This window comes from Azoarcus sp. L1K30, from assembly GCF_018122735.1.
Lineage (GTDB): Bacteria > Pseudomonadota > Gammaproteobacteria > Burkholderiales > Rhodocyclaceae > Parazoarcus.
In genome coordinates this window covers 660,124-673,904 of record NZ_JAGRRD010000001.1, presented here as the reverse complement: position 1 = coordinate 673,904, position 13,781 = coordinate 660,124, and the positions used below count along the sequence as shown (strand labels likewise).

General features: G+C 63.1%; 13 protein-coding genes. 8 read left to right on the top strand and 5 right to left on the bottom strand.

Going from position 1 to position 13,781, the window contains the following annotated elements; genetic code table 11:
• Positions 1–16: 16 nt before the first annotated feature.
• The 3 genes from J5J83_RS03040 to J5J83_RS03030 all read right to left on the bottom strand — a co-directional run bounded on the left by J5J83_RS03040 (position 17) and on the right by J5J83_RS03030 (position 1,886).
• Positions 17–778, bottom strand: coding sequence for a DUF2182 domain-containing protein (locus tag J5J83_RS03040; protein WP_212345224.1), 762 nt, complete (start codon positions 776–778; stop codon positions 17–19).
• A gap of 4 nt (positions 779–782) precedes the next feature.
• The gene (locus J5J83_RS03035; protein ID WP_212345222.1) at positions 783–1,388 is read right to left on the bottom strand and encodes a DUF1326 domain-containing protein; all 606 of its coding nucleotides are present in this window, start codon (positions 1,386–1,388) and stop codon (positions 783–785) included.
• A gap of 189 nt (positions 1,389–1,577) precedes the next feature.
• Positions 1,578–1,886, bottom strand: coding sequence for a hypothetical protein (locus tag J5J83_RS03030; protein WP_212345220.1), 309 nt, complete (start codon positions 1,884–1,886; stop codon positions 1,578–1,580).
• Between the two features lie 392 nt (positions 1,887–2,278).
• On the opposite strand from J5J83_RS03030, the gene J5J83_RS03025 reads away from it, so the two are divergent.
• Positions 2,279–3,304 (top strand): substrate-binding domain-containing protein, encoded by a 1,026-nt coding sequence (locus tag J5J83_RS03025; RefSeq protein ID WP_249115600.1) that lies wholly within the window; start codon positions 2,279–2,281, stop codon positions 3,302–3,304.
• Between the two features lie 11 nt (positions 3,305–3,315).
• Complete coding sequence (locus tag J5J83_RS03020) at positions 3,316–5,004, top strand: ATP-binding protein (protein ID WP_212345214.1); 1,689 nt, start codon at positions 3,316–3,318, stop codon at positions 5,002–5,004.
• Positions 5,005–5,104: 100 nt separating this feature from the next.
• On the opposite strand, the gene J5J83_RS03015 is transcribed toward J5J83_RS03020, so the two are convergent.
• Positions 5,105–5,767, bottom strand: a complete 663-nt coding sequence (locus tag J5J83_RS03015) for an alpha/beta fold hydrolase (RefSeq protein ID WP_212345211.1) — start codon at positions 5,765–5,767, stop codon at positions 5,105–5,107.
• Between the two features lie 111 nt (positions 5,768–5,878).
• On the opposite strand from J5J83_RS03015, the gene J5J83_RS03010 reads away from it, so the two are divergent.
• Complete coding sequence (locus J5J83_RS03010) at positions 5,879–7,495, top strand: isovaleryl-CoA dehydrogenase (RefSeq protein WP_212345208.1); 1,617 nt, start codon at positions 5,879–5,881, stop codon at positions 7,493–7,495.
• A gap of 128 nt (positions 7,496–7,623) precedes the next feature.
• Here the strand turns inward: J5J83_RS03010 and J5J83_RS03005 are convergent, their stop codons facing one another.
• Positions 7,624–9,069 (bottom strand): acyltransferase, encoded by a 1,446-nt coding sequence (locus tag J5J83_RS03005; RefSeq protein WP_212345205.1) that lies wholly within the window; start codon positions 9,067–9,069, stop codon positions 7,624–7,626.
• Here J5J83_RS03005 and J5J83_RS03000 point away from each other — a divergent pair, their 5' ends adjacent.
• The 5 genes from J5J83_RS03000 to J5J83_RS02980 all read left to right on the top strand — a co-directional run bounded on the left by J5J83_RS03000 (position 9,070) and on the right by J5J83_RS02980 (position 13,771).
• Positions 9,070–9,507, top strand: a complete 438-nt coding sequence (locus J5J83_RS03000) for a hypothetical protein (RefSeq protein ID WP_212345202.1) — start codon at positions 9,070–9,072, stop codon at positions 9,505–9,507.
• A 268-nt stretch (positions 9,508–9,775) separates the two neighbouring features.
• The gene (locus J5J83_RS02995) at positions 9,776–10,867 is read left to right on the top strand and encodes a polyamine ABC transporter substrate-binding protein (protein ID WP_212345199.1); all 1,092 of its coding nucleotides are present in this window, start codon (positions 9,776–9,778) and stop codon (positions 10,865–10,867) included.
• Positions 10,868–10,884: 17 nt separating this feature from the next.
• Positions 10,885–11,997: a polyamine ABC transporter ATP-binding protein gene (potA, locus tag J5J83_RS02990; RefSeq protein WP_212345196.1), complete on the top strand. Its 1,113-nt coding sequence runs from the start codon at positions 10,885–10,887 to the stop codon at positions 11,995–11,997.
• The gene (locus J5J83_RS02985; protein WP_212345193.1) at positions 11,994–12,938 is read left to right on the top strand and encodes an ABC transporter permease subunit; all 945 of its coding nucleotides are present in this window, start codon (positions 11,994–11,996) and stop codon (positions 12,936–12,938) included. Before potA ends, J5J83_RS02985 begins: the two co-directional genes overlap by 4 nt.
• Positions 12,935–13,771: an ABC transporter permease subunit gene (locus J5J83_RS02980; RefSeq protein ID WP_212345190.1), complete on the top strand. Its 837-nt coding sequence runs from the start codon at positions 12,935–12,937 to the stop codon at positions 13,769–13,771. The genes J5J83_RS02985 and J5J83_RS02980 overlap by 4 nt, the downstream gene beginning before the upstream one ends.
• Positions 13,772–13,781: the final 10 nt, after the last annotated feature.

The following is a 13,781-nucleotide window of genomic DNA, read 5'->3' as shown; positions in this document are numbered from 1 at the left end:
CGGTCGGCAGGCTGGCCTAGCTGGCGACGAAACCCGAGTACAGCATCGCCGCGCCCCACACGATCAGTACGGCGCCGCTCAGTTGCGGCAGCCAGCGCGCCCGGGGCAGCAGCTTTTCGGCCACCACCAGCAGCGCCAGTACGGCAATCCACAGCAGGTTCATGACGCCCAGGACGAACAGCAGGGCCATGAGCAGCCAGCAGCAGCCGGCGCAATAGGCGCCATGCTGCAAGCCCAGCCGGTATCCGCTGTCGCTGTTACGCGTGAGCAGGAAGCCCAGCGGCGACCTGCAATGCTGCAGGCAGGCGTGTTTAAGCGGGCTGAACTGATAGGCGCCCGCGATCAGCAGCAGCGTGGCGCTGAGGTAGGTGCTCGAGCTTTCCATCATTGGCGACACCAGACGAATCTCGAGCAGCGCCCACTGGCTCAAGGTCGCCGCCAGCGAAAACGCCGCCCACACGGTGACATAACCCAGCGCGAACCAGGCCGTACGGCACCAGGCACAAGTGTTGCCGGGACGCGCCGCGTCGATACGCTGCAGCATCAGCATGACCGGCAGGGTGGACGGCAGCATCATGCCGGCCATCATGATCACCCACATGATGAACACGAGCGCAAGATCCGTCACGCCCCATTCGGCCATGCGCGGCATCAGCCGCCAATCAGCCGACACCTGCATGTTCTCCATGCCCCACGCCATGGCCACCAGATAGACCCAGGCGACTGCGGTGACCGCGCAGACCGCCGACCACACCAGGCGGGGGCTCGCGGACGACAAGCGTCTACGCTTGATAGGCAAACGGAGAGTAGAAGCCATTGCGATCGCTCAGTTCCAGGTCGAAGCCATGGTCGTGGATGCTCAGACTACTGGATTTTGCGACCACCGCCGGGAATCCCGGCACCGGCGTGAAGGGCACATTCTCGACCGTCACCGGCTTGCCGCCCTGCCCTTCGATGGCTGCGATGTCCATCGCGATCAGGTGGCTCACGCGCAGACTGCGGCGATTGCCTTCAGCGCTGAATTCAATCGGTGCGGGCGTGACGCCCATGACTTCGCCCACGAGCGGCGCCAAGGCGCCCAGCGGCCCGCCGGCCTGCCCTGAAAAGATGGCGCCCAGCGCCTGCTGCTGTTCCGCGCTCGCCGTTTCGTCGAGATAGAGGGCGACCTTCCACTTGGTCTGCATCATGTGTCCGGGCGCGTAGCCCAGCATCACCGCATTGCAGCCCTCGAGGTCGACATCGCCGAATTGGCCGCTGTCCACATGCCAGGCAATCACGACGGTGCAGTTATCTTCTGTGGGCGCCCCGAGCACGACACAGGGGCACATTGCATTGCAGTTGCAGGCCTCGAAATACGAACCTTTGACCTGCCAGGATGGTGTCGCCATGATCGACTCCTCCATGGGGGCAAACTCGCGCCGGGGCCAGATTGCCGAGCGGTCGCGGAAAATGCGTTTGCCTCTTAGGGATAGTCGCCCAGGCCGGGATGATCAAGCCTGTATTTCCGCAGCGCTCAGCTGCGCGGTGCGTGCATCTTAGCTGCCGCTGGGCCTTGCCGTTCTGCGGGGGGCGTCCGATCAGCCCGCGGCATCCTGAAGCTTCTGCCCCATTCGTTGCATGGCACGGCCCACCGCCCGGGCACCGGTTTCGATGCCGTGACCGGCTGCCTGCACACCGCGCTGGGCACCACGTATGGCGGCGGTGACACCGGTGTGGATGCCGTCCCGCGCGGTATCCAGCGCGCCCCCAACGGCCGACTCCACCCTGCCGGTCGTGGTCGGCGTCGCCGTGTCCGAATCGTGCGTGGTGTCGCGATCGGCCGCGAGCGCGCTGCCGATCGTCAAGGCCAGGGCCACCGCGCCAATGAGCTGTCGGTAGTGAATCACTCGCATACCCGCCGAAGAATTTGTATGGCGATGATCCTACCGCGGCGCAGGCGCGGGTGTGCGTGGTCTTGCAACAGAATGTTTTCGACCCGGGCGTCGCGGCCATCGCCCACCACCCCTTCAACGCTGAAAGCACATCCGCAGCGCATGATCAGCCGCCAATTCTCTGATTAGTCAAGCAAGTGAGCCATCACCATGGTGGCGTGCCCTCGCGAAAGCCTGCAGAATCGTGGGTACATCGTTGAGAGCGTGATCGTGCGGCCCGTAGAGGCACACACGGGCGAGGAAGGCGAATTGACATGCCGATACAAGAACATTGGATGCCTCGTTTGTGGTGCGCCGTTGCGTCAATCCTATTGGCCTCGCTTTGCGTCATAAGCCCGGCCCACGCCATGTCGATGGACGAACTGCGCCATCAGGTCGAGGCTGCAAGCCGGATCCATCCGCCATGGGACGGCCCCCGGACGGGGGCACCCGGCCAGCGCGACAAGAAGATCGCCCTGCTGTGCGAGGATCTGCGCAACGGCGGCATTCTCGGTGTCGCCCAAGGCGTAGGCGAAGCCGCGGCGGTTCTGCAGTGGCAGGTCAAGATCTTCGATGCCCGCGGTACGCCAACCGGGCGCGACAAGGCCGCGGCGGCTGCGCTGGCGGAAAACCCCGATGGTCTGATCGTGATCGGTGCCGACGCCGAGGCGATACGCCAGCGGCTGCTGACCTTTCAGACACGCGGGATTCCGGTGGTCGGCTGGCATGTGGGACCCAAAGCCGGGCCATTGCCAGGGACACCGGTGGCCATGAACGTGTCTACCGACCCGTTGAACGTCGCGCGCATCACCGCTGCGGCGACGGTGATCGCATCCGCGGGACGGGCCGGGGTGGTGATCTTTACCGATTCGAATTTCGCCATTGCGACGGCCAAGGCCAACGCGATGGCCGAGGTCATCCGTGCCTGCAAGGAATGTGCGCTACTCGAGGTGCGCGATCTGGCGATCTCCAACAGTGCCGGGCAGATGCCGGCTGTGACCCGAGAACTGCTCGAGCGCTACGGCACGCGCTGGACGCATGCGCTGGCGATCAATGACATCTATTTCGACTACGCAACCCCGGCCCTTATTGCCTCCAATGTCGGCACCGACCGCCTGAAGTTCCTGTCGGCGGGCGACGGCAGCCCCGCAGCATTCATGCGTATCGCCACCGGCACCTACCAGACCGCCACGGTCGCCGAGCCCCTCAGTCTGCACGGTTGGCAGCTAGTCGATGAAGTGAACCGCCTGCTGGCACAGCAGCCGGTCAGCGGATACATCGCTCCGGTGCATCTTGTGACGCCCGATAACGTAGGCTTCGACGGGGGGCCCCAGTACCGGTTCGATCCGGGCAATGACTACCGTGCCAGCTATCGCCGCATCTGGCAGCGCTGACGGTGAGTCCGATGCCCCGCTTCTGGCGCCAACTTCCGTTTCCGCGCTCGCTGCGCCGGCAGTTTGCGCTTGCGCTGTTGTTGCAGGCACTGTTGATCTTCACCGGTGCACTGACCGCGGTCTACGCCCTCCGCCTATCCGCAGAAACCAGCCGCCAGCTGGCCGAAGAGCGCCTCGAGCAGGTGCAGCAGGCGCAGAACCTGGTCGAGACGACGCTGCTGCTCGAACGGGAGTCCTTCCTGATTCTGCAGGCCGAGACCGTGGATATCATGCTCCCGATCTACGCGAATATCATCAACCAGCTCGACCAGCTCGACCTTCTGGTGGCTCAACTCGGCACAGCGGGCAGCGATCTGACGCTGCTGCCGCTGCATCAGTCCGGACAGCTGTTTCGCAACAGCCTGCATGTTCTGGTCAAGTTACTGGAACAGACGCTGCACCCGGGGCTGCAGTCAGATCAGCGCGAAGCCCTGCAACAGCGCTTGCACAACGACCACCACCAGCTGCAGAACACGGCCGCCGGGATGGTCAAGGTGGCGCATGACTACTCCACTCACATTTCGGAGAACTACCGCCGCACGATCGAGCAGCAACGCGAAGCCGCCACCCGCGATCAGATGCTGATTCTGTCCCTGCTGACCGGCAGCCTGCTGCTTGCCTGGCTGGTGGCCCGATTCTTCATCGGACGGCGGGTCGTCGCCCGCTTGCAATTGGTGAGCGATTATCTGCGTGCGCGTGAGGATGGCGGCGGTCCGGTGCGGATTCCCATACACGGAGCGGACGAGATCGGTGAAATGGCGCGAGCCGCCGAACAATTGCTCGACAATCGCCGGCAACTCGCGCGAGCGTTCGGCGAGTTGAAGACTGCGCAGGCGCGGCTGCTGCAGCAGGAGAAGATGGCATCGATCGGACAGCTCGCGGCCGGTGTTGCGCACGAGATCAATAATCCGATGGGATTCATTCTCAGCAATCTGAACACCCTGGAAAAATACCTTGGGGACTTGATTCAGTACCAGCAGCACTTGATGCAGTACCAGCAGCTTCAGCAGCAGGCATTGGAGCACACCACACCAAGCGATGACAAAGCGCTTGCCATCGCGCTCGCCGAACTCGGACGGCGGCGCCAGCAGCTGGGTATCGATTTTCTGCAAGAGGATGTGAGCGACCTGATTCGCGAATCGATCGAAGGCGGCCAGCGGATCAAAGCCATCGTGCACAAGCTCAACGCCTTCGCCCACCCCGATGAGCAGCGCTGGGAAGAAGCGGATATCAACGCCGCGCTGGACGGCAGTCTCAACGTCGTCGGCAATGACGTCAGGACGAAAGCCGAAATCACCAGGGACTACGGCGACATCCCGCCGGTCTGGTGCAATATCAGCCAATTGAATCAGGTCTTCATAAACCTGCTGATCAATGCGGCACAGGCGATCTCCGGGCACGGGGAGATTCGCATTGCCACCCGCCGCACCGGGGACGAAATTCGGATCGACTTCGCCGACAGCGGTTGTGGCATTCCGTCGGACGAACTCCCACGCATCTTCGAGCCTTTCTACACCACCAAGGAGGTGGGGAAAGGAACCGGACTGGGACTATCGACCGCCTATGACATCGTCCATCAGCACGGCGGGAAGATCGAGGTTGCCAGCGAGGTGGGCCGGGGCACGACCTTCACCATTCACGTGCCGCTTCGACGGGCATGATGGACGCTACATCCAGCGCAGCCAGAACAGGTGGCTGACGCCTGAACAGAAGCCAGCGTTCGGTCCGACCGTATCAGGATAGATCTCGGCCTTCTCTCGCTCAGTCAGCTCCCCGGTCGCGACGAAGAAATCGCCCAGTTTCAAGAAACCCCCTCAGCGCCAGGTGACAGGATTCCGACAACAACATCCCGCTGTGGCCGACGCGCATCTTGATGTGGTCGTGCAAGCCTTCGACGCGAGTTTCGGCAACGCTCACGATGCCGTCATTGGGTCGTCCCAGGCCGGGAAACAGGACCCCGGTGCCCAGGCTGAGGGTGCCGGCCAGCATGCCGACCTCGAGATCGGCTGGCACGCTTGCGGGCGCTGCCATCCATTCGGCCAGCACCTTCCCCATGATGTGGTTCAGCACCGGAATACCCTGCAACACGCGGGCGCAGTGTGAGCCGGCCAGCGGCGTGCCCATCAGCCCCACCCGCCCGATACGCGGGTCGCGCACCTGGGCCAGCATCGCCAGGATGACCAGTCCGCCCTGGCTGTGCCCGACGAGATGGATCGGCGCGCCCTTGAGCGCGGCCACGAACCGTGCAAGCGCCCTGGCACTGTCGGCAAGTCCCTGCCGCATCGAGGGGTAGGAGAAGGTCTCGACACGGTAGCCGGCCGCTTCGAACCAGTAGCGGTGACGTGCGAACACGATGCCGTGCATCCACAGGCCGTGGACCAGCACGACCGTCGCGGCCGGGGGTGGCATGGTTTGGTTTGACATGACAGGCGCAGCATAGCGCAAGCTGCGTATTCCACATGCCTTGTGCGACATGCCTTGTGGCCCCCTGCCCGCCTGCTAAGCTGGAATGGTCGCAGCAGGGAGACGCGCCACATGCCCGAAACCCACCATGTCGCCAATCAGCCGCCGCCGCTTGCGGACTTCAACCGTTTCACCGTCAACCGGCCGCTGCGCGACGCGCTGTTGCGCGAGGGAGCCGGATGGGCCGACGAGGAGCTTGCGGCCTGCGGCGCGGAACTGGGTAGCGCCGAGTGGATTGCGCGCGGCGAAACCGCCAACCGCAACCTGCCGCGTCTGCGGCTGTTCGATCGCGTCGGTCATCGCCTGGACAGTTTCGATTTCGACCCGGCGTGGCACCAATGCCTCGATTGGCTCAAGCACCACGGTCTGGCCGGTGGCGCCTGGCGCGATACCCGTCGTGGCGCCGCGGTACGGCGTGCGGCGCTGTTCCAGCTTTTCGCCGAGGTCGAGTGTGGCAGCCTCTGCCCGACCACGATGAGCCATGGCGCGGTGCCCGTGCTCACCCGCCATCCCGAATTCAGCACACCCTGGGCCGAAGCGCTGCAGACCCTCACCCACGATCCGCGCGAGTTGCCCGCTGCCGACAAGCGCGGCATTCTGGTGGGCATGGGCATGACCGAGAAACAGGGGGGGTCGGACGTACGCGCGAACACCACCCGCGCCGAGGCCGCGGGCGACGGGTGGTTTGCGCTCACCGGCCACAAGTGGTTCTTCTCGGTGCCGACCGCAGACGCCCACCTGGTCACGGCACAGGCGCCGGGCGGCCTGTCGTGCTTTCTGCTGCCGCGCTATCTGCCGGACGGCCGTCGCAACACGGTGCGCATCCAGCGCGCCAAGGACAAGCTCGGCGACCATGCCAACGCCAGCGCAGAGGTCGAGTTCGATGGCGCTCTCGCACGCCTGGTGGGGGAGGAAGGCCGGGGCATTCCGACGGTGCTTGAAATGGCACACCACACCCGGCTGGACTGCGCCAACGGCTCGGCCGGCATCATGCGCGGCGCCCTCAACGAGGCCGTGCACCACGCCCGCCACCGCCATGCCTTCGGCAAAGCCCTGATCGAACAGCCACTGATGGCGGCGGTGCTCGCCGATCTCGCGCTCGAAACCGCTGGGCACAGCGCACTCTGCCTGCGGGTCGCCGCCACCATCGACCGACGCGCGAGTGACGACGATCGCCTGCTGGGCCGTCTGCTCACCCCATTGGCCAAGTACTGGGTGTGCAAGCGCTGCCCAGCCGTCGTGGCCGAGGCCATGGAGGTGCTCGGCGGCAACGGCTACATCGAAGAGGGCCCCCTCGCCCGCCCCTTCCGCCAGTCGCCGCTGAACTCGATCTGGGAAGGCGCCGGCAACGTCATGTGTCTGGACGTGTTGCGCGTTCTGGCCCGCGAACCGCACGCAATCGATGTCCTGGTGGCGGAACTCGAGCGCCGCCGCAGCGCGAACGCCGCGTACAACCGCGCGGTGGTCACGATCAAGAACCGCCTCGCCCGTCCGCATGCGGAAGCCGAGGCACGGCATCTGGTGACCGAACTCGCGATCGTCCTCGAAGCGGGATGCCTGCTGGGCTCACCGGGCGTTGTCGGCGATGCGTTCTGCGCCACCCGCCTCGGCACGCCACCGCCAGCCGTGCCCGGCGCAAACGTGGCCGCGTTCGAGCCGCGGGCGGTCATTGAAGCAGCGTTTGCCTGACCGCTTCGGTGGCGGATATCGCCCCACTTTACGCGATATCACTCACCCCACCCACAACCCAGGACGAACGCTACGACGAACGCGGGTCAGCCGCGATTGCCACGGCTGTGTTCCTCCGGATCGCACGCTCACAAGCGCCCAGTCCGACCATTCCGCAACTGATAACGATCGACGACGACGTTCAGATAGTTGGTGAGGATTTTCTTCGACCTTTCAGCCGGTACACCGACGAGCAGAACGACGGCAAATGTCGCCAGGTAAACGAATGCCACATTGGTGATTGACCCCGGGTCTGCGATGAAAGGAGACATTCCGGCGAAGACGCGCACGAGAGGTTGATGAAAAAGATACAGGGAGAAGGTCAGGCTGGCGATGAAGGTCAATGGCTTCCTGATCAAGAGCAGAATAAATCCTGCCCTTCCTGCCACTACCGGAACCACCAGTAGATGCAAGAAGACCGCGATCCCATCCAGATAGTCGCCGACAATCGATCCCCTGTCGATGACGGGTGAGGCAAAATCAAAATGACTTCTGTATTGCGGACTGAATACCAATATCGATGCACTTGCAACGAAACCCAGGCATGCCAGGACCGGATATGAAGCAAGCCCGCCGTTTCTGTGCACGCTGTATGCGAAGTATCCAAGCAACCACAAGGGAAACAACAGTACGATCGTCGGGCCTGCGATACAAAAAAGAACCGCTAGAACAATGAATCTCAGCTTGCTTCTCAGATAGAAAACCACGCCAAAGAACGCATAGTAGAACGCCTCGAAAGTAATCGACCAGAATGGTCCATTATTCGTTGGACTTAGCTTGATACCCCAGACGTCCTGAAGCATCAACAGAGAAATGAAATATCGGAAATACTCCATCTTCTCGTCGTCATTCCACGGGCCGGTATATTCCTCCTTGATGAGAAGTCCGCCAAACTCGTTGCACAGCCAGGTAATCAGGATTGCGGGAAGGATGACGGAGTAAAGCCTCGAGACTCGGGCGATGACAAAATCAAAGGGCTTGCGTTCCTTGTTGTTCGAAACAAATCCGATGACATAGCCCGAAAGTACGAAGAACGCCATCACCGCAGTTTGACCGTATGCCGCAAGCTGCCACAGAACGCCTCCCGTGATGCCGCCCCCACTTGCATGGACGACGAGCACCACAAACGCAGCCGAGAATCTGAGCAGATCCAGATAGATCGAAGTCTCTCGTTGCAAGAACAAGCTCCTTCCATTGCGTTTAGATCGTCTTGCGGCCCCGCTTGCCGAAAAGACGTTGTGGACTTGAACACTTGAGCGCACAAGAATCAACGTCTTGCATGATCCAACAGGCCGCCGCGACAAGGTGGCGATCATCGCCGGCGGACAAAGAATAACAGGCGCAGCACCTGACGGCGCGAACACGTGGTGCGTACCCGCCAGCGCCAACCGCAATACGGAATGCCCGACGTGGCTGGACCTCGGGAACGACAGTATGGAATACGGATCGCCCCTGATGCACACTGTGCCCCATGCGACGACGGATTGCCCGGCTTCGATCGGCACACGCCAATGCCAGCAACTGAGGAGATCCATGTGAGATTCACCCGGGTATTGATATCAGGGCTTCTGGCCTGTTTCGTGTCCGCTCACGCCAATGAGCCTGCCGACCGCGTGCTGGTTGTCCTTCCGGACGCGATGCGGGAGCACATGCTGTCGAACATGCGTGATCACCTCAAGGCCATTTCCGAGATTCAGACCGCACTCGGCACGGGCGACTTTCAGCGTGCGGCCGACATTGCGGAGCAACGCATCGGCCTGTCCTCTCTCGGTGCGCATGGCGCTGCGCATATGGCGCCCTTCATGCCGAAGGAAATGCAGGACATCGGCTCGCGGATGCACAGTTCGGCAAGCCAGTTTGCGCTAGTCGCGCAGGAGGCAGGTGCCGATGGCAACGTGCAGCGCGCGATCGGCAGTCTGTCCGCGATCACGAACCAGTGTGTGGCCTGCCACGCCGCGTTCCGCGTGCGATGACCGCCGACCACGCAGAGACGATTTCGCATCCGGTCCGAATCTGCACGATGTCCCATGTTCTTGCCACGCTGCGGTTCCGGCACAGCCAGACACGCGGAGGGGAAACGCCTCCCTTTTCATGCATGTCGAATTTTCGCGTTTACCTCCGCACCAGCCGGGCTTGACCGACAGGGTGTTGTGCAAGGCACAATATCGTGTTTGCCCGGATAACCGTCGCCGGGCGTGCCGATTGCAGTGTGACAGACTGGCTTTTCTTGGGGAGATGGGCATGCAGATTCGTACGAAGTTGCTGGCAAGCGCGTTTGCGCTGTTCGCCACCGCCGCCATGGCGGCCGAGGACAAGACACTCAATGTTTACAACTGGAACGACTACATCGCCGCAGACACCATTCCCGCGTTCGAGAAGGCCAGCGGCATTAAGGTCAATTACGACTTGTACGACAGCAATGCCACGCTGCAGGCCAAGCTGCTGACCGGCGGAAGTGGGTATGACGTGGTCTATCCGAGCGTCGAGTACGCCGGCAAGCAGATCCAGGCAAACATTTTTCAGCCCCTCGACAAGAGCAAACTACCCAATCTGAAGAACATCGATCCAGTGATTCTCAAGGCACTGGAAGCCGCTGACCCCGGTAACCAGTATCTTGTGCCCTACATGTGGTTCACCACCGGGGTCGCGATCAACGTGGACAAGGTCACCAAGGCGCTGGGCGGAAAACTGCCGGACAACGCCTGGGACCTGCTGTTCGACCCCAAGGTCACGGACAAGCTCAAGGATTGCGGCATCTCGATGATGGACGAATCCAGCGACCTCATCCCGGCCGCGATGCTCTATGCCGGCAAGGATACTGTGAAGATGGCCGCTGCCGATATCGCCGCGGCCGTGGAGCAGATCCGCCCGGTGCGCAAGAACGTCCGCACCTTCAATTCCTCGCCGATCGATCTCATGGCCAAGGGAAGCGTGTGCGTGGCGATGATGTTCTCGGGCGACGCGATGATCGCGGGCGATCGCGCCAAGGAATCCAATACCGGGGTGAAAGTGCAGTACATCATCCCCAGGACGGGGGCGATGATGTCGGTCGATGTGATGGCGATTCCGCGCGACGCCAAGCATGTCGGCAACGCCCACACCTGGATCAACGCCATGATGGACCCGAAGGTGATCTCCACGATCTCCAACGAGACCTTCTACATCAGCGCCAACACCGCCGCGCTGCCGATGATGGACAAGGCGCTGACCGACAACCCCATGCTCAACGTACCGGCCGACCTCAAGGCGCTGCTGCATCCGAAGCCGGTCCTGACGCAGAACGTACAACGCGAACTCACGCGCGCGCTGAGCCGCTTCAAGACCGCAAGATAAACGTCAGCAGGAAACCGATGGTGGCACAGCAACAGGATAGCGGCGCGGCCTATCTGCGCATCGAGGGCGTGAGCAAGCGATTTGGCGACAACCGCGTCGTGCGCGATGTATCGCTCACGATCGCACGCAAGGAGATCTTTGCCCTGCTGGGCAGTTCGGGCTGCGGCAAGTCCACCTTGCTGCGCATGCTCGCCGGGCTCGAAACCCCCAGTGCCGGGCGCATCGTGCTCGATGGCGAAGACCTTGCCACGGTGCAGCCACACCACCGGCCGACGAACATGATGTTCCAGTCCTACGCCCTCTTCCCGCACCTGACGGTAGAGGACAATGTCGCCTTCGGTCTGCGCCAGGAGCGCCCGAAGCTGGCCCGCGACGCCATTGCCGCACGCGTGGGCAAGATGCTCGACCTGGTGCAGATGCAGCGCTACGCACGGCGCAAGCCGCATGAACTCTCCGGCGGCCAGCAGCAGCGCGTCGCGCTGGCGCGCAGCCTGGCCAAGGAGCCCAAACTGCTGCTGCTCGACGAGCCGCTGGCGGCGCTCGACAAGAAGATCCGCCAGGAGACACAGCTCGAACTGGTGCATCTGATCGAACGCGTCGGCGTCACCTGCATCATGGTCACCCACGATCAGGAAGAGGCCATGACGATGGCCGACCGTATCGGCGTGATGTCGGACGGCGTGCTGCTGCAGGTGGGTACGCCGGGCGAAATCTACGAGCACCCGAATTGTCGCTTCACCGCGGAGTTCATCGGCGAGACCAACATGTTCCACGGTCGCCTCGGCCCGCAGGGCGTCGCCTGCGCGGACTTCCCTGCGCCGATCGCCGTTTCGCCGCTGGCCGACCATGCCGATGGCAGTGAAGTGTCGGTGTCGGTACGCCCCGAGCGCGTCCTGCTCAGCCGCGAGGCGCCGGGCGCACTCGAGGGCGGGCTTAATAGCGCGGCTGGAGAGGTTGTCGATATTGCCTACCTCGGCAGCTATTCGGTCTATCACGTCCGCCTTTCCGGTGGCCGCACGGTCACCGCCAGCGTGCCATCGGCGCGCTGGGGAGACGCCGCACCGCCGACCTGGGGCGATGCGGTATGGGTGTCGTGGAAGGCCCCGGCCGGGGTGGTGCTGAGCCGATGAGCAGGCGTCGCCCCTTCCTGCTTCGCGGCCGCTTCTGGGTCGGCATGCTGCCGTGGACCTGGCTGCTGCTGTTCTTCCTGCTGCCTTTCGTGCTGATCGTCAATGTCAGCCTGTCTACGCCGGATCTTGCCATTCCGCCCTACATCGCACCGCTGCATCAGGCCGAGGATGGAAGCGGTGTGGAGCTCGTGCCCGACCTGTCGAGTTTCCAGCGCCTCGGGGACGAGATCGCCGCGCTGGGCGAGGACGGCGCCGAGCCGCTGTACCTGCGCGCATATGGCAATTCACTGCTGCTCGCCACGCTGACGACGGTGTGCTGCCTGCTGATCGGCTACCCCTTCGCCTACCACATCGCGCGTGCGCGCGAATCGATACGCAATGTGCTGCTGATGATGGTGATGCTGCCGTTCTGGACATCCTTCCTGCTCCGCGTCTATGCGTGGATGGGGCTGCTCGACAGCAGCGAAGTGGGCCTCATCAATCAGTTGCTGATCGGGCTGGGCATCATCGACACCCCCCTGCCCCTGCTCTACAACACCGGCGCGGTGCTGACCGGCATGATCTACAGCTATCTCCCCTTCATGGTGCTGCCGCTGTACGCCAACCTCGTGAAGCTGGACCAGCGTCTGCTCGAAGCCGCCAGCGATCTCGGCGCGCGCCCGCTCACCACTTTCCTGTCGGTCACGCTGCCGCTGTCACGCAACGGCATCATCGCCGGGGCAATGATGGTGTTCATTCCGGCGGTCGGTGAATTCGTGATTCCCGACTTGCTTGGCGGCGGTGACGTGCAGATGATCGGCCGCAACATCTGGGATGACTTCGGCCCCAACCAGGACTGGCCGATGGCCGCGACCGTGGCGGTGGTGATGGTGCTGCTGCTGATCGCACCGATCATCGTCTTCAACCGTTCCAGCCGCAGCGAAGCCGGAGAGCAGCCATGAGCCGCGGCACGCGTTCATTGGGGGCGCGCAGCTGGCTGGTGCTGGTATTCGCCTTTCTCTACATTCCGATCCTGTGCCTGGTGGTGTTTTCCTTCACATCGGGCGAAATCACCACCCAGTTCGATGGTTTTTCCCTGCGCTGGTACCAGGCCCTGCTCGACGATGGCGAGATCCAGTCGGCGGTGTGGCTGTCGCTGCGCATCGGGGCGCTGGCAGCGACCTCTGCGGTAGTGGTCGGGACTGCCGCCGCCTTCGTGCTGACCCGCTTCCGGCCCTATTTCGGCAGCAGTTTCTTTGCCGGCATGAGTACCGCACCGATGGTGATGCCCGAGGTCGTGACCGGCCTGTCGCTGGTGCTGCTGTTTACCCATCCGGCGCTGTCCTTTCTCGGCGGACGGGGTGCGCTGGCGATCTGGGCGGCACATACCACGCTGTGTGCCGCCTATGCGGCGGTACTGGTGCAGTCGCGCCTGCGCGAAGTCGACCGGTCGCTCGAAGAGGCCGCGCTCGATCTCGGTTGCCCGCCTTTCAAGGTGTTCTTCATCATCACCGTGCCGGTCATCGCCCCCGCACTGGTGTCGGCATGGCTACTGACCTTCACCCTGTCGATGGATGACTTCGTGCTCGCGGCGATGCTCTCCGATCCGGGCAGCACCACCCTGCCGGTGCTGATCTTCGCCCGCCTCCATCACGGCCTGAAGCCGGAGATCAATGCACTGGCAACGATCATCGTGGTGGTGGTGTCCATTGCCGTACTGACAGCCAATCACATCATGCTGTCGTCGCAGAACGCACGACTGAGAGCGAAGCAGCTGGCCGCGGCCGCCGACTGACACCGCTGCA